Origin of the sequence: Pseudomonas sp. Ant30-3 (assembly GCF_000690905.1) — a bacterium.
Taxonomy (GTDB): Bacteria; Pseudomonadota; Gammaproteobacteria; order Pseudomonadales; family Pseudomonadaceae; genus Aquipseudomonas.
This window is the reverse complement of sequence record NZ_JMCL01000111.1, coordinates 18,908-35,559: the sequence shown is the minus strand read 5'-3', so window position 1 is coordinate 35,559 and position 16,652 is coordinate 18,908. Positions and strand designations below refer to the sequence as shown.

16 protein-coding genes and 1 tRNA gene are annotated in these 16,652 nt (G+C 57.7%); 7 read left to right on the top strand and 10 right to left on the bottom strand.

Annotated features, from left to right (window positions below; all coding sequences use genetic code 11):
• Window positions 1-108: 108 nt before the first annotated feature.
• Window positions 109-2,028 (bottom strand): phosphodiesterase DibA, encoded by a 1,920-nt coding sequence (gene dibA, locus DU29_RS0124785; protein WP_028624129.1) that lies wholly within the window; start codon window positions 2,026-2,028, stop codon window positions 109-111.
• A gap of 146 nt (window positions 2,029-2,174) precedes the next feature.
• Between dibA and desA the strand changes: the two genes are divergently transcribed.
• Together desA and DU29_RS0124775 are read left to right on the top strand one after the other, a co-directional pair.
• Entirely contained in the window at window positions 2,175-3,359 is a 1,185-nt protein-coding gene (gene desA, locus DU29_RS0124780; RefSeq protein WP_028624128.1) for a delta-9 fatty acid desaturase DesA, read from the top strand.
• Between the two features lie 145 nt (window positions 3,360-3,504).
• The gene (locus tag DU29_RS0124775; protein ID WP_028624127.1) at window positions 3,505-4,494 is read left to right on the top strand and encodes a sensor domain-containing diguanylate cyclase; all 990 of its coding nucleotides are present in this window, start codon (window positions 3,505-3,507) and stop codon (window positions 4,492-4,494) included.
• A gap of 12 nt (window positions 4,495-4,506) precedes the next feature.
• On the opposite strand, the gene DU29_RS0124770 is transcribed toward DU29_RS0124775, so the two are convergent.
• From DU29_RS0124770 to gabD, 3 genes are all read right to left on the bottom strand, one after another.
• Window positions 4,507-5,721, bottom strand: a complete 1,215-nt coding sequence (locus DU29_RS0124770) for an HDOD domain-containing protein (protein WP_028624126.1) — start codon at window positions 5,719-5,721, stop codon at window positions 4,507-4,509.
• Window positions 5,722-5,859: 138 nt separating this feature from the next.
• Complete coding sequence (gabT, locus tag DU29_RS0124765; RefSeq protein ID WP_028624125.1) at window positions 5,860-7,137, bottom strand: 4-aminobutyrate--2-oxoglutarate transaminase; 1,278 nt, start codon at window positions 7,135-7,137, stop codon at window positions 5,860-5,862.
• A gap of 184 nt (window positions 7,138-7,321) precedes the next feature.
• Complete coding sequence (gene gabD / locus DU29_RS0124760; protein ID WP_028624124.1) at window positions 7,322-8,764, bottom strand: NADP-dependent succinate-semialdehyde dehydrogenase; 1,443 nt, start codon at window positions 8,762-8,764, stop codon at window positions 7,322-7,324.
• A gap of 348 nt (window positions 8,765-9,112) precedes the next feature.
• On the opposite strand from gabD, the gene DU29_RS0124755 reads away from it, so the two are divergent.
• Window positions 9,113-9,189: transfer RNA gene (locus tag DU29_RS0124755), tRNA-Arg, on the top strand.
• A gap of 120 nt (window positions 9,190-9,309) precedes the next feature.
• Here DU29_RS0124755 and DU29_RS0124750 read toward each other — a convergent pair.
• Window positions 9,310-9,642: a type II toxin-antitoxin system HicB family antitoxin gene (locus DU29_RS0124750; RefSeq protein WP_028624123.1), complete on the bottom strand. Its 333-nt coding sequence runs from the start codon at window positions 9,640-9,642 to the stop codon at window positions 9,310-9,312.
• A complete protein-coding gene (locus DU29_RS1000000131800) occupies window positions 9,639-9,818 on the bottom strand; it encodes a type II toxin-antitoxin system HicA family toxin (protein WP_236645649.1) in 180 nt (59 codons plus the stop codon). The genes DU29_RS0124750 and DU29_RS1000000131800 overlap by 4 nt, the downstream gene beginning before the upstream one ends.
• A gap of 293 nt (window positions 9,819-10,111) precedes the next feature.
• Between DU29_RS1000000131800 and DU29_RS1000000133405 the strand changes: the two genes are divergently transcribed.
• The 3 genes from DU29_RS1000000133405 to DU29_RS0124725 all read left to right on the top strand — a co-directional run bounded on the left by DU29_RS1000000133405 (window position 10,112) and on the right by DU29_RS0124725 (window position 11,331).
• The gene (locus tag DU29_RS1000000133405; protein WP_236645647.1) at window positions 10,112-10,255 is read left to right on the top strand and encodes a pyocin S6 family toxin immunity protein; all 144 of its coding nucleotides are present in this window, start codon (window positions 10,112-10,114) and stop codon (window positions 10,253-10,255) included.
• 111 nt (window positions 10,256-10,366) lie between these two features.
• Window positions 10,367-10,597, top strand: coding sequence for a DUF7683 domain-containing protein (locus DU29_RS0124735; RefSeq protein WP_028624122.1), 231 nt, complete (start codon window positions 10,367-10,369; stop codon window positions 10,595-10,597).
• 440 nt (window positions 10,598-11,037) lie between these two features.
• Complete coding sequence (locus DU29_RS0124725; RefSeq protein WP_028624121.1) at window positions 11,038-11,331, top strand: DUF3077 domain-containing protein; 294 nt, start codon at window positions 11,038-11,040, stop codon at window positions 11,329-11,331.
• A gap of 283 nt (window positions 11,332-11,614) precedes the next feature.
• On the opposite strand, the gene DU29_RS0124720 is transcribed toward DU29_RS0124725, so the two are convergent.
• Both DU29_RS0124720 and DU29_RS0124715 read right to left on the bottom strand, forming a co-directional pair.
• The gene (locus tag DU29_RS0124720; RefSeq protein WP_442961327.1) at window positions 11,615-11,905 is read right to left on the bottom strand and encodes a hypothetical protein; all 291 of its coding nucleotides are present in this window, start codon (window positions 11,903-11,905) and stop codon (window positions 11,615-11,617) included.
• The gene (locus DU29_RS0124715; RefSeq protein ID WP_028624119.1) at window positions 11,906-12,466 is read right to left on the bottom strand and encodes a YbhB/YbcL family Raf kinase inhibitor-like protein; all 561 of its coding nucleotides are present in this window, start codon (window positions 12,464-12,466) and stop codon (window positions 11,906-11,908) included.
• Between the two features lie 139 nt (window positions 12,467-12,605).
• Between DU29_RS0124715 and DU29_RS0124710 the strand changes: the two genes are divergently transcribed.
• Window positions 12,606-14,132 (top strand): FAD-dependent oxidoreductase, encoded by a 1,527-nt coding sequence (locus DU29_RS0124710; protein ID WP_028624118.1) that lies wholly within the window; start codon window positions 12,606-12,608, stop codon window positions 14,130-14,132.
• Window positions 14,133-14,135: 3 nt separating this feature from the next.
• Here the strand turns inward: DU29_RS0124710 and DU29_RS0124705 are convergent, their stop codons facing one another.
• Entirely contained in the window at window positions 14,136-15,641 is a 1,506-nt protein-coding gene (locus DU29_RS0124705; protein ID WP_028624117.1) for a YdgA family protein, read from the bottom strand.
• 308 nt (window positions 15,642-15,949) lie between these two features.
• Window positions 15,950-16,585, bottom strand: a complete 636-nt coding sequence (locus DU29_RS0124700; RefSeq protein WP_028624116.1) for a hypothetical protein — start codon at window positions 16,583-16,585, stop codon at window positions 15,950-15,952.
• Window positions 16,586-16,652 lie beyond the last annotated feature (67 nt).

Below are 16,652 nucleotides of genomic sequence, written 5' to 3'. Positions count from 1 at the left end.
ATGTGGCGAGGGAGCTTGCTCCCGCTGGGGTGCAAAGCAGCCCTGAAAATCTTGCGTCCGCTGCGCAGCCGAGCGGGAGCAAGCTCCCTCGCCACAAAAACCGCTTGTTTACTCAATCACCAGTAGCCGATCCCAATCCAACTGCTCAGCCGGCACCGGCCGGCCAAACCAGTACCCCTGCCCCAAATCACAACCCTGCTCGAGCAGGAAACCCGCCTGTTCGACCTGCTCAATCCCCTCGGCATGCACTTGCATGCCCATGCTTTGCGCCAACGCGATGATCACCCGGACAATCGCCGCATCATCCTCATCCCACGGCAAACCGGCGACGAAACCCTGATCGATCTTCAGCTTTTGCACCGGCAAGCGTTTGAGCCGCAGCAGCGACGAATAACCGGTGCCGAAATCGTCGATGGCCAAGCGCACGCCCAGTTCGCGCAATCGATGCATTTGCTCAAGCGCTACTTCCGGGTCATCCATCACCGCGCTTTCGGTAACTTCCAGCTCCAGGAACGCGGGCTCCAGCCCGGTCTCCTGCAGCACCTGCGCTACCTGCTGATACAGCTCCCGCCGCGCGAACAGGCGCGACGAAACATTCACCGCGACAAACGACAACACCACGCCGGCCTGCTGCCACTCACACATCTGCTGACAAGCCTGACGCATCACCCAGGCATCAATCTCGGCAATCAATCCGGTACGCTCAGCGATGGGGATGAATTCTGCAGGAGACACCAATCCACGCTGCGGGTGCTCCCAGCGTACCAACGTCTCGACGCCGATCAGACGGCAAGTCTTCAGGTCATGAACTGGCTGGAAATACACGCGCAATTCATCCTGCTCGAGTGCACGGCGCAATTCGAACGCAGTCTCCACCCGTTGCTGCGCGTGAGCGGTCAGCTCCTCGGTGTAAAGCGCAAAGCCGTTGCGCCCTGTGCTTTTCGCCTTGAACAGCGCCGAGTCTGCGTTGCGCAGCAGCTGTTCGGCATTCAACGCGTCGCCGGGGAACAGACTGATGCCGATGCTGGCATTAATGAACAGAGCATGCCCCTCAATTTCAAACGACTTCTTGAGGGCGTCGAGAATGCGTTGCGCCAACGCTGGCGCATGCCCCAGTTGCGGGCAACTCTCGGCGAGTACGGCAAACTCGTCGCCACTCAGGCGCGCGAGGGTTACGCCGGGGTCGAACAGCGTGGACAGGCGCTCGGCAACCGCTTTGAGCAGCTGGTCGCCAATGGTGTGGCCGAGGCTGTCGTTAATCATTTTGAAGTGGTCGAGATCGACCAGCAGCAGCGCGCAGCTGCGCTTGTGGACCTGCGCCGAGGCCAGTGCCTGCTCGGCGCGGTCGGTGAACAATAGACGATTGGGCAGATCAGTCAGTGGGTCGTGATGGGCCAGGTGCTTGAGCTCGTACTCGGAATCCTTGATCGCGCTGATGTCGGAAAAAACGGCAACGTAATGACTGACGTGCCCTTGGTCGTCATGAATCACGCGAATGGTCTGCCATTGCGGGTAAATCTCGCCGCATTTACGGCGATTCCAGATTTCCCCGCTCCATTCGCCGGCATTGTCCAGTTTCGTGAACATCGCCTGATAGAACGCTAAAGGGTGATGCCCTGATTTGAACACGCTGGGTTTCTGGCCGAGGACTTCCGGACTCTGGTAGCCGGTGATCTGGATGAACGCCCGGTTGACGTGGACAATCACGCCGTTTTTATCAGTCACCAGCACCCCTTCACGGGTGCAATCGAATACGGCGGCGGCCTGGCGCAAACGCTCGCGGTCATCAGCCCGGTCCAGCAATCGCGCATCGACTTCCAGGAAACGAAACAAACGCGCTCGAGTCAGAAAGATCAGCCCGGCAGTGAGCACCGCCCAGGCATAACCGTTGATCAGTTGCCATCGCAACAGCTCGAGGGAGCTATCGAAGAAACTGTTCAATAAATGGCCGCTCAATTGCAGCCAAATGAGCGAAATCAACAAATACAGCAACGCGGCTCGCAAGGCATCGCGATTAGAGGCAGACATACGGCAGTCCATGTCCCTACAAAAAAGACGGAATTATAGAGTAAAGAAACATTCAGCCACTCTTATCTGAAAGGGTGACTGGTTTTATCTGTTGGCTCAGTGATAATGCAACGGCTGTTCTACACTTTTTGAGGGCCCAATAGCCTATGTGGTACGAAGGTTTTCTCGGCTTGTCGCCTTGGTCACTGGTGGCAGTCACCTTGCTCATGACCCACGTCACGATTATCGGCGTCACGGTTTATCTGCATCGCTATTCAGCCCATCGCTCGCTTGAGCTGCATGCCGGCCTGAAACATTTTTTCCGCTTCTGGCTGTGGTTGACCACGGCGCAGAATACCCGCGAGTGGACCGCCATCCACCGCAAGCATCACGCCAAATGCGAAACCGTTGATGACCCGCACAGCCCGGTGATCAAAGGTTTGTCCACGGTGCTGCGCAAAGGAGCCGAGCTGTATCGCTCCGAGGCAGAGAACCCGGAGACCCTGCGTATCTATGGCAAGAACTGCCCGGAAGACTGGATCGAGCGCAGCCTCTACAGCCGCTTTCCGTTACTCGGCATTGCGATCATGGGCGTTATCGATCTGCTGCTGTTCGGCACCATCGGTATTACCATCTGGGCCATTCAGATGATGTGGATCCCGGTCTGGGCCGCCGGCGTGGTCAATGGCCTGGGCCATGCCATTGGCTATCGAAATTTCGAATGCCGCGATGCAGCAACCAATCTGGTGCCGTGGGGCATCCTGATCGGCGGCGAAGAACTGCATAACAACCATCACACCTACCCGAATTCGGCAAAACTGTCGGTGAAAAAATGGGAGTTCGACCTCGGTTGGGCGTGGATCCAGGTCTTCAGCTTTTTGGGGCTCGCCAAGGTTCAGCGGGTTGCACCGATTGCCCACCGTGTTGAGGGCAAGGGCAGCCTGGACATGGACACCGCCATGGCCATCCTCAACAACCGTTTCCAGATCATGGCTCAGTACCGCAAGCTGGTTATCGCGCCGCTGGTCAAACAGGAACTGGAGAAGGTCGATCACTCGGTCCGCCACCAGTTTCACCGAGCCAAACGTCTGCTCTCGCGCGAAACCAGCCTGCTGGATGACAAGCACCATCTGCGCATCCAGACCATGCTGGAGCACAGTCACGCGCTGAAGGTCATTTACGAAAAGCGCCTGGCCTTGCAACAGATCTGGCTCAAGACCAGCACCAACGGTCACGACATGCTCGCCGCGATCAAAGACTGGATCCAGGAAGCTGAAGCCAGCGGTATTCAATCCCTGCGCGACTTCGCCGACCAATTGAAAACCTACTCGCTGCGGCCGGCTGCAGTCTGACGCCGTTGATCGGTGCGCCCCGCACAGGGGCGCCCCGTTCAGGAACTTCGTTACAAATCGCCTATCTCAAAGACACTTCGCCACCACGGCGGGCTTTGCTGTAGCCGCTGTCGAATGAGCGGCACATCCTTTGAGATTTGTGTCGATGGTCAACAAGAACCCGCAAGACTCATCTTTACCCCAGTGGCCTGAAGCCGCACAAACCTTGATGGCGTTGATGCACGCCCAGGGTGAAGTGGCTCGCCTGAGTGAACGCGAACAGCTTTTCAGCTCCCTGCTGGTAAGCGTCAACGCGGTGCTTTGGGCGTTCAACTGGGAAACCCGTCAAATGATCTACGTCAGCCCCGCCTATGAGCGTATTTTTGGTCATTCCGTAGGTCAGTTGCTGTCGGACTACAACCAGTGGCGCGACAGTATTCACCCTGATGATCTGGACTACGCCGAGCGCAGTCTGGCCGAAGTGCTGGACAAAGGTGCCGTCGAGGACCGCGAGTACCGAATCATCGATGCCAACGGACAAATTCGCTGGCTCAGCGACAAGTGCTTTATCAACCGTCAGGCCGAACCAGGCAAACCGTTGATCATTGTCGGCATTGCCGAAGACATTACCGAAAAGAAGCACATGGAATCCGAGTTGCATCGCTTGGCAACCACCGATGTGCTGACCCAAAGCAGCAATCGCCGGCATTTTTTCGACTGCGCGCATCGCGAATTCGACCACGCACGCCAGCACGGCACGCCCCTCGCCTTTTTGTTGCTGGACATTGATGATTTCAAGAAGATCAACGATACCTACGGCCATCCAGAGGGCGACAACGTGCTACAGCGGATTGCGGAAACGGGTCGCGAAACGTTGCGCCGTGGCGATGTGTTCGGGCGCATTGGGGGTGAGGAGTTTGCGGCGGTTTTCCCAGGCTGCGCGCCCGATATGGCGCTGCAAGTGGCCGAACGCCTGCAAAAGGAAATTCAGCGGTTGAGCTTCAGCCATGACGGCGAGCCATTCGGCATCACCGTCAGCCAGGGTCTGACCAGCCTCACTGCTGAAGACGAGAACGTAGAAGCGCTGTTCGCTCGGGCGGATGCTGCGATGTATGAAGCCAAGCGTCAGGGAAAGAACCGGATTGTTGCTGTCTGAGCCGATAACTTTTTACTTTTTGCGCAGCCGCATCAACTCCGGCAGACCGATTTTCAGCAACCGGGCCGTGCGGCTCCTGGCCAGCTCCTCGATACCTTCATGCTCAGTCAGCAGTGCCAATTGTGCGGCCATGTTCATCACTAAAGCCTCGCGCGAATACACCCCACCACCCAGCTGATACACCGCTGCAATCAACTCACGCAACTCCAGCGGCAATCGCCAGCGCGTGCGTAATTCCGAGCCGTAACCTGCGCCGAACTCGGCCAGCGCATTGCCGACCTCCTCCCGCTCATCCAGCTCGCCGCCTGCCTGCTTCCATTCCTGTAAACAACGCAGCAGGGCCAGATCGCCCAGTCGGTGCAGCATGCCTGCGCAATAACAACGATCCTGATCAAGGTCCAGCAAACGCGCCAACTTTCGCGCATATTCGGCAGTGTGCAGCGACAAACCCCAGTAACGCTCGGCGTAATCCGCCAGGAAAGGATCGCTCAGACGCGCACTGCGCTTGAGCGCCAACCCCAGAATCAGATTCATGCTCTGCCCGGAGCCCAAGCGATGCAACGCTTGAGACAATGTCTGCACGGCCTTCCCATGGTGCTGCGCAGCACTGTTGGCAGCCGCGACCAGCACAGCGGTGATCTGCGGATCGGAACGAGTCTCATCGTAAAGCTTGGTCAAATCGAGGCCAGCAGGATTGAGACTGCGCTGGATCGCCCGTTGCACGTCCATCATCAGCGGCGCACCGTCGGTGATTTCACGTCGACGCTCCAGGTAAACCGACAAGGTCATGCCCGCAGCCAGCGCTGGCACCGCACAGAAAACCTCCTCCCCCGCATTGAGCAGCAAGCCTTGCAAACGCTGCGTCAGGCCCTCCATGTTCAATGGTTTGGTCAGATATGCCGTGGGTGCCAAGGGCAAGGCTTCGCGCACGCTGGCGCTGTCGTTACGACTGCTCATCAGGATGAAGGGCAATGGCGGACTGTGTTTGCGCTGACGAACGCTGCGCAGAACACTCAAGCCATCCACGCCGGGCAATTCCCAATCAACGATGACCAGGTCATACGAATTTTGCGCCAACCGCGCCAGCGCTTCGTGGCCATCGGCGCACACGTCCAGGCGCGCGTCACAGCGCACGTTGAGCAGCACTTGTTTGAGCAGGTCGCGCGACCAGGGATCAGCCTCGGCAATCAATACCCGGGGTAAAGCAGGCAAAACAACGGCAGTCATGCAGCAAGCTCCCTCTCAATGTCTGCACCTTAGCCAATGCTGGCCATGCAAGACAGCACGAGTATTTCCGGGATACAAAAAAACCCGCCGAAGCGGGTTTTTTTGTAGATCAGCTCACACATTCACCGAACTGAAGAATCACAGCTCGGAGAAGCACTCTTCGATGATCGCCAGACCTTTGTCCAACTGCTCGTCCGGGGAAGTCAGCGGTACCAGGACGCGCAGAACGTTGCCGTAAGTGCCGCAGGACAGCAGGATCAGGCCCTTGTCGCGCGCCTTGGCCACAACAGATGCAACGGCAGCAGCGTTCGGCTTGTGGCTGTCGCCGTCGACGAACAGCTCGACCGCGATCATCGCGCCCAGGGCACGCACTTCGCCGATCACCGGGTACTTCGACTGGATGGCTTTCAGGCCAGTGACCAGACGCTCGCCGACTGCCTTGCAGCGGTCCAGCAGGTGTTCTTCTTCGAACACTTCCATCACGGCCAGGGCTGCGGCGCAAGCAATCGGGCTACCGGCGTAAGTGCCGCCGAGGCCGCCTGGAGCAATGGCGTCCATGTATTCAGCCTTGCCACACACACCGGCCAACGGGAAGCCGCCAGCGATGGACTTGGCGAAGGTGGTCAGGTCGGCGCTAACGCCCATCTGTTCCATCGCGAAGAAAGTGCCGGTACGGCCAGCGCCGGTTTGCACTTCGTCAGCGATCAGCAAGATGCCATGCTGGTCGCACAGTGCACGCAGACGCTTCATGAACTCTTTAGGCGCGACGTAGAAACCGCCTTCGCCCTGCACCGGCTCGATGATGATCGCAGCGATGTCACGCGGCTCGGCATCGTTCTTGAAAATGCGTTCGATGCTGGCGATCGAATCGTCGACGCTCACACCGTGCAGTTCGTTCGGGTAAAGCGCGCGGAACACGCCGCCTGGCATCAGGCCCATGCCGGCCGAGTAAGGCACGACTTTACCGGTCAGGCCCAGGGTCATCATGGTGCGACCGTGGTAAGCGCCGGTGAATGCGATCACACCGGCGCGGCCAGTAGCGGCACGGGCGATCTTCACGGCGTTTTCAACGGCCTCGGAACCGGTGGTAACCAGCAAGGTTTTCTTGGCGAAATCGCCGGGTACCTTGGCGTTGATTTTTTCGCACAGCTCTACGTACGGTTCGTACGCCAGCACCTGGAAGCAGGTGTGAGTCAACTTGTTCAGTTGCTCGGTCACGGCGGCGATGATTTTCGGGTGCAGGTGACCGGTGTTAAGCACGGCGATACCGCCGGCGAAGTCGATGAACTCGCGACCTTCAACGTCGGTCACGGTAGCGTTCTTTGCCGACTCGGCGAAGATCGGATGAATCTGGCCAACACCGCGCGGTACAGCGGCTTCACGGCGTTTCATCAGGGAGGCGTTAGTCTTGCTCATAAAGTCCTCATTCGCCGCTCATCGGGCGGCGTGATTCAAGGAAATGCGGCGCGGAAGCCACTGCAGCAGCATACGATGATCGACTGCTGCAGCGTTCTCGGCCACAGAGAAATTGCGGTTGAAACGCAGTAAGGGTCAGCGCTCTCGTGCCCTTTCCGCTTAAAGCCATGCCTTGCCGAGCTGATTAGATGCCCAGGCAGAGGTATTTGATTTCCAGATAGTCTTCGATGCCGTACTTGGAACCTTCACGGCCCAGGCCCGACGCCTTGATGCCGCCGAACGGCGCGACTTCGTTGGAGATCAACCCGGTGTTGACGCCGACCATACCGTATTCCAGGGCTTCCGCCACGCGGAACACACGGCCCAGATCACGTGCATAGAAGTACGAAGCCAGACCGAACTCGGTGTCGTTCGACATCGCGATCACTTCGGCTTCGTCTTTGAAGCGGAACAGCGGCGCCAATGGGCCGAAAGTTTCTTCCTTGGCCACGGCGGCGTTGTTCGGCACGTTGGTCAGGATGGTCGGCTCGAAGAAGTTGCCTTCGATGGATTTGCCGCCGGACAGCACAGTGGCGCCTTTGGAAACCGCGTCGGCGATGTGTTCTTTGACCTTGGCCACAGCTTTCTCGTCGATCAGCGGGCCAGTGGTGGTGCCGTCTTCCAGACCATTGCCGATCTTGAGCTTGGCCACTGCCACTTTCAGCTTCTCGGCGAAAGCATCGTAGACCGAATCCTGAATGTACAGACGGTTGGCGCAAACGCAGGTCTGGCCGTTGTTGCGGTATTTGGAAATGATCGCGCCTTCAACGGCCTTATCCAGGTCCGCGTCGTCGAACACGATGAATGGCGCGTTACCGCCCAGTTCCAGCGAGACTTTCTTGATGTCCTTGGCGCATTCAGCCATCAGCTGACGACCGATTTCGGTCGAGCCGGTGAAGGACAATTTACGCACGATCGGGTTGCTGGTCAGCTCGCTGCCGATGTCGCCGGCACTGCCAGATACAACACTGAACACGCCGTTTGGAATACCTGCACGCTGGGCCAGTTCAGCCAGCGCGAAGGCGGAGAACGGGGTTTGCGAAGCAGGCTTGAGCACCATGGTGCAGCCGGCGGCCAAGGCTGGACCGGCTTTACGGGTGATCATCGCGGCCGGGAAGTTCCACGGGGTGATCGCTGCGGTCACGCCGATTGGCTGCTTGATCACGATCAGGCGCTTGTCTGGCTGGTGACCTGGAATCACGTCGCCGTAGACGCGCTTGGCCTCTTCGGCAAACCACTCGATAAAGGACGCGGCGTAAACGATTTCGCCTTTGGCTTCGGCCAATGGCTTGCCTTGCTCCAACGTCATCAGGCGCGCGAGGTCGTCCTGGTTTTCGATGATCAGCTCGAACCAGCGACGCAGCTTGTTCGCGCGGTCCTTGGCGGTCAGTGCACGCCAGGCCGGCAGCGCTTTGTCAGCGGCTTCGATCGCACGGCGGGTTTCGGCAGCGCCCATTTTCGGCACAGTGCCCAGAATTTCGCCCGTTGCCGGGTTGTTGACCTTGATCGTCTGACCGTTGTCCGCATCAACCCAAGCGCCATCGATGAAGGCTTGCTGGCGGAACAACTGGGTGTCTTTAAGCTGCATGTCGGCTTTCCTTAACAGCACCGCGGCACGCGCGGAGCAAATTATGATTGTAGAAAGGCGCCTTTTAGGCTGCCGTCAGGGAAATCATTCACCGGGCTGAAGCACATAAATAGCGCACGGATTGGACTCGTGCGGTTCAGCACCCAGACAAGAGCGTTTGAAATCTCAAACGAATCCTAGGATCAAAGGGGGTAAAGGACAATAGCCTGTTCGAAAAAAAGAACGAAAACGGCGCATTTGCCCAAATTTTCAGATCAGCGTAGCAAAGACAGGTTACGCTTTGAGAAAGCGCTGTCGATTCAGCAGCATGGACGCCCGCAGTGCATATGAGTATCATGGCGCCCGCTTGCACCAGTAGCTCAGCTGGATAGAGTACTGCCCTCCGAAGGCAGTGGTCGTGGGTTCGAATCCCGCCTGGTGCACCATAATTGTGGAAACGAGAAAGCCTCAGACTGAAAGGTCTGGGGCTTTTTTGTGGGTGTTGTCTCGTCCTGAATAAGGTTTGCACTTTCTGGCTTCTCATCAGGATGTTGCGACGGCAGTGCTCAGGCATGCACCTCACGATCAAGCACGTCCGCTACCCACTGATTGATACTCTTGTGAGCGAGCTGTGCTTTAACAGCGACAGTTGCATGGAGTGCTGGCGCTAAACGCAGACTGAGGTGGCCAGAATAGGGTTTTTGCGGCGTGCGGCCGAGCTTGGCGCAAGTCTCCAGATAATCAGTGACGGCCTCTTCAAACGCAGCTCGAAGCTCTTGCACCGACTCGCCATGAAACCCGACGATGTCTCTGATACCAGCAATGTGGCCGACAAACAGGCCGTCTTCCTCACTGTATTCGATGCGGGCGGCATAGCCTTTGTAGTTCATTACGCTCATGGGGTGACTCCTGCTTGTTCAAGGAAAGCCCGAGGATCACGAACCTGATAGGGCTTTGCTTCTTTGTCCGGGTGTGGCCGGTGGAAGGTGGCGATCACACCGTTCAGCTCAAAGCGCACACGCGACCCATTGCCTTCAACGGTCTTGGCGCCAGCGGCACCGAATAGAGACTCAATACGTGCCCACTCCAGCCCGGAAGGGGTCGGCCGTGAGAATACTGCTTTCAGAAGTGCTGAGCTGTTTATTGTTCATGGTATGAAATTATGATACCGCGGAGAAGAAAGCAACCGCGGATACTGAGTCATCGGCCCTGTCCGACATAGGGGAATATGCCAAAGCTGCTGAGTCAGGGCGGACCACGGCAAAATGATATGGGAGAGGGAAATGTTTTTAGAGTTTACGGGGTTGTTCGCAGGCGACGACGGAGACAATTCGATGGGACGTAAGCTCTGAATTTGAGCAAGCCGTCATGGACGTATTGGGCTGGGAAAGCTTAGTGGCCGAGGCAAATGGCGAGCTTCCATTGACCAACGAGCAGGTCCAACAACTGGAAATCGCGATCCACCAGTCATTACCGAAAGAACTTGAGTTATTTATGGGGGTACGTCCATAGCAAAGGTTGGCGGGAGCGGACCAAATGCGCGTTGACCCCTGCTCGGCGTCAGTTCTCCCCCTTAACAGGCCCCCTTAACTGGCCAGTTCAAAAATTTTAGAGAAACCGCAAATGCGACATGAAATTCTTGCGTTCGATAAGAAAACCGAGCAACTGGTCTTTACCATTGATATCCCTGCCGACCACCTCGGTGAACTGACGGAGCTGATGGCCTGGACAGAGATCGAAGACTCCATCTACGAATACGACCTTTCACCAGAGCAGGTGAGTCGCCTTGAAAGCATGATCGGAAGAACTTTCAGTAATCCTGATTACATCTTTCAGCTGTCCTGTTCCGCTTGATGTCATGGCTGGGCGGTTCTTCTGTATTCAGTGTTCATCTGCGCTCTGACAATTGCCGTTGCTATTCACCCGGCGTCCACGGTTGCAGGACACCATCCCGCACGATACCCTTCCGCCGTCGCTGCCAATTCAGCGACCGGGCTTGGTAACCCGAGAGTTAAGCGCAACAGCGCCCCTAACAGATTTGCAGGTGTTTTTTATGCCCGCAATTTTGCGTTATGGCGGCTGTGCGTGGGACGTCTTCGGGCGTGCCGGTTTCCTTGACTCCCGGTTTACCAACCTGCGCACAGCTGCCACCCTTTCGCTTGGTAACGAAAAAGTGGCAGTTCCATGTCAAGGAGCTAGACCATGCGCACTATAAATCCGTACAAAATTCGCATCATTCTCCAACGCGATTCCAAATCGCAGTCCCACCGCACCTCCCTCAACGGAGGTGGCAAATGACCGATCCTTCACAGCTCAAAACCATTGGTTTAACACCCGCCCTCTATTGCTCGGATCAGGCGGTGTTTCACGTCACTCGCGGTGTGCCTCTTGGCGACGCGTTATCCATGGCTTCCGATTTTCTGTTCCTCGCCAAAGAACTGTCCCAAGACGCTGCCTACGACAGGGAAAGTGATCGTCATGCGTGGGCTGCGCATTATTTGACGGCGTTGAGTAAGGCGTTGGTTGATGATGTGGTGAAAGTACTGACGCGAGGGCCAGCGTCGCGGAAGGAACAAGCCACCGAATAGCGGCAACCCATCCTTCAAATTGCGGATCCTGATTGGTCGAGATCCGCAATCTGAAAGAATAGCCAAGTGATGCGTTGCTCGCTTCAATGCCATCAACGAGCGCGTGAAGCTTTGCGAGCACCGTTTCGGCAGCTTGCTCCTGGCGGCGTTTCGAATCGAGACTAAAGGGCGATGCGTTTATTCAGAAAGAACGCGTGATCGTTAACGTCCATCGCGAGCAAGCTTGCTCCTACAAGGCGTAGCGCTCACCCGACAGGCTGGCGTTTGCCGCTGAGGCCATCTTTCACTCAGTCGTCCAATCAAACTCATCGTAATCATCCGCGTCGTCCTCGACTTCTTCCTCGTCAAGAACGTCGTCCTCAAGTGCTTCTTCCGCCTGCTTCGCCAGCAGAAACTCCTTGCGACTCTCAGTAATAGCTCGCCGCAAGTCCTGACCCTTTTCCGGGCAGTTGAGCATTTGGGCGATGCGATCGATTTTTTTTGCCACGGCATCCTCCAACGCATCAGCTATAAGCCCGATAGTGCGCGCTTCGGGGGCTGATGCCAAATGGCGGCGCGCGGGTTTATTCACCATTCAACGGTGATACCGGCGCACCACACTGCTGTTTCTCAGCACATGCCCTTTGATTTTTTCCATCAGTTGCGCGCGGGTCAAATCGGCCGGCAATGCCTGCGGCGCAAGGTCCAGGGCGTAAAGCTGAATGATGTAATGGTGAGAGCTATCACCCACCGGCGGGCATGGACCGATGTAGCCCGTGCTGCGTTTGCTGTTGACACCCGCAGCGCCCTCGAAGGCGGATTTTGCACCGACACCGGCCGGAATCTGGTGGGTCGTTGGCGGGATGCCGTAATGAATCCAGTGATCGACGCCGAGGCCTTTCTGACCATCCGGGTCGTGCATGACGATCGCGTAGCTCTGCGTGCCTGGCGGGCCTGCGTTCCAGGCCAGCGCCGGGGACTGATTCTTGCCGCCGCAGCCATTTGCATCACTGGCCGCGACCGCGGTGAACAGGCGGTTGTCGGAGACGCCGGGCATGCTGAGCGTGAAGCGTTCCTGGGCCTGTGCTGGAAATTGCACGCAAAAAACGACGGCAACCGCCGCCAGCCAAGGGTTCAAAAAGAGGGGTCGGGTCATACCGGAGCACCTTGTGCGGGTGAGGCCGTGGTCGGCGTGCAAACTATAGCCGGACCGTTCGTACGGTGGCAGTGGCAATTGGCTGAACCTCGCGCAGGGCATTCAACTCTCAAGTTAAACGCCTGACTGGAGAGCAATCATGGCCCTGCACCGCATCGCACGTTACGCCGATGTGCCCGAAAACCGTGGCCTGGAAGTCAGCATCGGCGAAACTAAAATCGTCCTGCTGCGGGTCGGTGATCAACTGCGCGCTTACCAGGGGCAGTGCCCGCACGCTGGAGCGCCGCTGGCCGAAGGTGCGTTGTGTCACGGTCGGCTGGTTTGCCCCTGGCACAAAGCCGCGTTCCGGATCGAGGATGGTGCCTTGTGTGAGCCGCCGTCGCTGGACAGCCTCAAGCGTTACCCGCTAGAGCTGCGCGACGATGAGATTTGGGTCGACGAATATCCACTGCCCAATGCTCACACTCCGCCGGCCGATGATGACCGGACCTTTGTGATCGTAGGAGCGGGCGCCGCAGGCACGGCATGCGCTGCCGCGCTACGCGAAAAAGGGTTTGGCGGCCGGATTCAGCTGGTCGATCGCGAGCCCGAGGCCGGTTACGACCGCACGGTGCTGAGCAAATTTGTGCTCGCCGGCGAGATGCCTCCCGACGAGGTGCCGCCGTTGCGTGATGAAGACTTCTATCGTCAGCAACGCATCGACCGTATCAACGGTGAAGTTGCAAAAATCGACGCGGCGACTCGCACCGTCCACTTGAAAGACGGCCAAAATCTTACGTATGACGCGGCCGTCCTCGCTACCGGTGGCACGCCAAATCCATTGAAGCTGCCCGGCGCCGATTTGCCGCTAGTGTTCTTGCTGCGTTCAAAAGATCAGGCGCAGCAAATCCTCGAAGCCGCCAAACCCGGCCAACGCGTAGTGATCATCGGCGACAGCTTTATCGCCATGGAATCTGCCGGCGCTTTGCGCGAACACGGTCTGGACGTGACGGTTCTGGCGAAACACGCGGTGCCGTTTGCCAAGCAGTTTGGCGAAACGGTCGGCAAGGCGATTCTCGCCCGTCATGTCGCCCACGGCGTGGTATTTCGCAGCGACAGCGAGGCGGTGCAGGTTGAAGGTGTGCAGAAAGTCGAAGCAGTGCTGCTGGAAAACGGTCAGCGTTTGCCGGCCGATCTGGTGCTGGTCGGTATTGGCGTGAGTCCGGCCACCGACGCGTTTACTGGATTGCCGATGGAAGACGATCACTCACTGACAGTTGACGGTGGCATGCGCGTGACCGATGGGCTCTGGGCCGCCGGCGACATTGTGACTTTCCCGTTCAACGGTCAGCCCACCCGAATCGAACATTGGCGACTCGCGCAGCAACACGCGCGCATCGCTGCAGCCAACATGCTGGGTGGCGATGAGCATTACCTGGATGTACCGTTCTTTTGGACGTGGCACTTCGGCAAAAACTACGACTACCTCGGCCATGCCGAAAGGTGGGATGAGGTCGAGTTCAAGGGCGATCCGTACCATCCGCCCTTTATCGGTTTATTCGCAGAGAAAGGGCTGGTGGTCGCCGCCATCGCCTGCGAAGAAGAGCGGGCGATGGCGATGCTTGCGCAGCGGATGAAACAGCCGCTGCCCGTGGACGAGGCATGGCGGCTGATTCGGGACGTCTAGGCGTTATTGGGTAACGCTGACATCGCCCACCTTACTCATGATGAAGCCGACAAACTCTTCGACGGTCATTTTCTGGCCGTTGAATTCCACTTGATTGTTGGCGTAATGCAGCTTGGTCACGATGTTGGTGCCTTCAGCCTTGGCAAACTGCGAACCCACCGCCATGGCACCGAACATGTCCGCCGTGGCGGTTGCTTGATCGGCGACAAGTTTGGCGTCGGTCTGACCGTCGAGCTGGCTTTGCACGCTCAGCAGATCAACCAGCATTGGCTTGGACACTTGCAGATTGAGATCCAGCAGCGCAATCAGCTGTTTGATCAACTGATCTGGCGGCAGGTCCATGGATTGCGGCTTGGTCAGGTCGAGCACCAGATTGGCGCGGCTCTCACCGTTGGTGGTTTTGAACGACAGATTCTCCAGGGCCACTTGAGGACCGGCGGCCAACAGCTTCTCCAGGCCGGTTTTGACCTGAGCCTCTTCGGCCGGGGTCAGAACCAGTTCAGGCGCCGGCTGACCCGCAGCAGCAGCCTCGGCAGCCGCTTTTTCGTAGGGCTGCAATTTGGTCTGGTAAATCTGCATCAGCGACATGCTCGCCGGAATGTCGAGGTTCTTCAGGCTCATGGCCATTTGTGCCGAACCGACAGTCTTGCCGTTCAGCGACACTTCACCGACCTTGTAATCGGCCCGCCCGGACGCGCTGGTGCCTGTCTCTTCGGTCTGGTTCTTCATTTCAAACTTTTTCACGCCCAACACCGATTGCTTGGCGCCGAACGTGGTTTTGCTGTCGGTCAGCTCGATGGTGTTTTCGCCGGTGTAATAGCCGTACGTACTTTTCACCAGGTTGCTGGCAACGGTAAGGCCGTTGAGCTCGACCTTCACTGGCGTCTGGTCTTCAGCGACGCTGGTCAGTACAAGGTTGTCCATGTAGCCATCAGCTTTGACTTTCTGCGCCTGGGCGTTGGCAGCAACGTCCATGTTCAGGCCGGAGAATTTCAGGTTGGACTTGGCGTCGAGTGCCATGTCCAGCGGCTGCAACTGCAGCGTGCCGTTGGTGGAGCGGTCGTAGCCGATGTTGACCACGCCGGTCAGCGGCGATTTGTCTTTGGCGGCGGCGAACCATTTTTCGGTGAGCGGCGTTCTTTCCAGTTCGTAGTGACTGGTGGCCATGACCGGTAGCCACTTCAGCGACACCAGGCGCGAGAACGGCAACGGACCGTGCTCGATGTTATCGACCAACAGCAACTCGACCGGCACTTCACCGAACATTTCACCTTCGCCCTTGAGGCGATAATGCGCGGTGCTGCTGAACACGTGGCGCTCGAGCGATACCAGTTCCAGCGAAGCAGTGCCGTTGGAACCGACCAGCGCGGCTTGCAGTTCTTTGTTGGCGTCGGCGATCGAGGTGTTCAAGACGCCTTCGATTTTGGTGCCGGTGTACCAGGCACCGCCCGCGCTGATTGCACCGATGGCCACAACAATCCCAAGAAGCACGCCTGCTGATTTATTCATAATGACCCGATCAATGTCCGTAGTTGAAATGTGGCCGTCTTCCCTGAACCCGTGACGGGTTTGGACACGACTGCGCTGAAAGTGCGGTGGAGATTAGCATCAGCCGCCTCGCACGACCCAATGTTTAAAGGTTAAAGAGTGTCTATGGACTGCGGGCATCGAGCGAGAGTTTCGGCGCAAAGGGCATTGCGATCGCGTGTAGGAGCAAAGCTTGCTCGCGATAGCGGTCTGACAGATGGAGAGGTTTTGAAGCGGCAGCCGCCATCGCGAGCAAGCTTGCTCCTACAGGCCGTAGCGACGGATAACAATCAGGAATACTGAACCTCGATCTCATCCAGCTGATGATCAAAGCTCTTCAGCCGCGCGGTCCACGTGTACACCAGCACCTCAAAGTCACGGTTGATCACCGCCCCGCCCGTCACTTCTGCGCGGGGGTCGCAGAAGTCCAGCTGATAGCGTTCCCGCGCCATGGCGGTAGCGACAGCGGAGAGTTCACGGGCGTTGTTGAGCCAGTGCCAGTCTTCGTCGGCGATTTGCTTGTCCAGTTCCAGACATTGCTTCTTGAGGGTTTCGAGGCTTTTTTCCAGAGGCGTGCCGGTGAGCTCGCCCATGACTTCCTGGAAAGTACGCCCCGGTTGCCAGTAACTGCCCCAGAAATAACGATCAAATACCGTTTCGACGCGACGCAAAGCGACTTTGGTGTCCCAGATCAACACCCGCGTCTTACCGCGTTCGCACTGTCTTTTCTGGATGCGCTTACTCTGGACCGAAGACCACGCCACCACGACGATTGCCATCACCGCGATCAGGGCGGCGGCGCTGTCGAGGAAAATCAGCGCCGTGTCAATCTGATGCGCCAGCATGATGCCGTAGAAATAAGTGGCCGAGAGCAACACCAGTGCCACGATTGCGCACCAGAAGCCGGGAGCATAAGGGTTTCTCATTATTGTATCCCCATGACCAACACAAGCCTTGACCGATGAAATCGGCTCGCGATCCCATCACGTCAAA

Coding starts and splice junctions, on each gene's coding strand:
- desA (WP_028624128.1), top strand. CDS start 2,175: ATGTGGTACGAAGGTTTTCTCGGCTTGTCGCCTTGGTCACTGGTGGCA.
- gabD (WP_028624124.1), bottom strand. CDS start 8,764: ATGCAGCTTAAAGACACCCAGTTGTTCCGCCAGCAAGCCTTCATCGAT.
- DU29_RS0124715 (WP_028624119.1), bottom strand. CDS start 12,466: ATGACCCGACCCCTCTTTTTGAACCCTTGGCTGGCGGCGGTTGCCGTC.
- DU29_RS0124735 (WP_028624122.1), top strand. CDS start 10,367: ATGCGACATGAAATTCTTGCGTTCGATAAGAAAACCGAGCAACTGGTC.
- DU29_RS0124750 (WP_028624123.1), bottom strand. CDS start 9,642: ATGAGCGTAATGAACTACAAAGGCTATGCCGCCCGCATCGAATACAGT.
- DU29_RS0124700 (WP_028624116.1), bottom strand. CDS start 16,585: ATGAGAAACCCTTATGCTCCCGGCTTCTGGTGCGCAATCGTGGCACTG.
- DU29_RS0124770 (WP_028624126.1), bottom strand. CDS start 5,721: ATGACTGCCGTTGTTTTGCCTGCTTTACCCCGGGTATTGATTGCCGAG.
- DU29_RS0124775 (WP_028624127.1), top strand. CDS start 3,505: ATGGTCAACAAGAACCCGCAAGACTCATCTTTACCCCAGTGGCCTGAA.
- DU29_RS0124705 (WP_028624117.1), bottom strand. CDS start 15,641: ATGAATAAATCAGCAGGCGTGCTTCTTGGGATTGTTGTGGCCATCGGT.
- DU29_RS1000000133405 (WP_236645647.1), top strand. CDS start 10,112: ATGGACGTATTGGGCTGGGAAAGCTTAGTGGCCGAGGCAAATGGCGAG.
- gabT (WP_028624125.1), bottom strand. CDS start 7,137: ATGAGCAAGACTAACGCCTCCCTGATGAAACGCCGTGAAGCCGCTGTA.
- DU29_RS0124720 (WP_442961327.1), bottom strand. CDS start 11,905: ATGGTGAATAAACCCGCGCGCCGCCATTTGGCATCAGCCCCCGAAGCG.
- DU29_RS0124725 (WP_028624121.1), top strand. CDS start 11,038: ATGACCGATCCTTCACAGCTCAAAACCATTGGTTTAACACCCGCCCTC.
- dibA (WP_028624129.1), bottom strand. CDS start 2,028: ATGTCTGCCTCTAATCGCGATGCCTTGCGAGCCGCGTTGCTGTATTTG.
- DU29_RS0124710 (WP_028624118.1), top strand. CDS start 12,606: ATGGCCCTGCACCGCATCGCACGTTACGCCGATGTGCCCGAAAACCGT.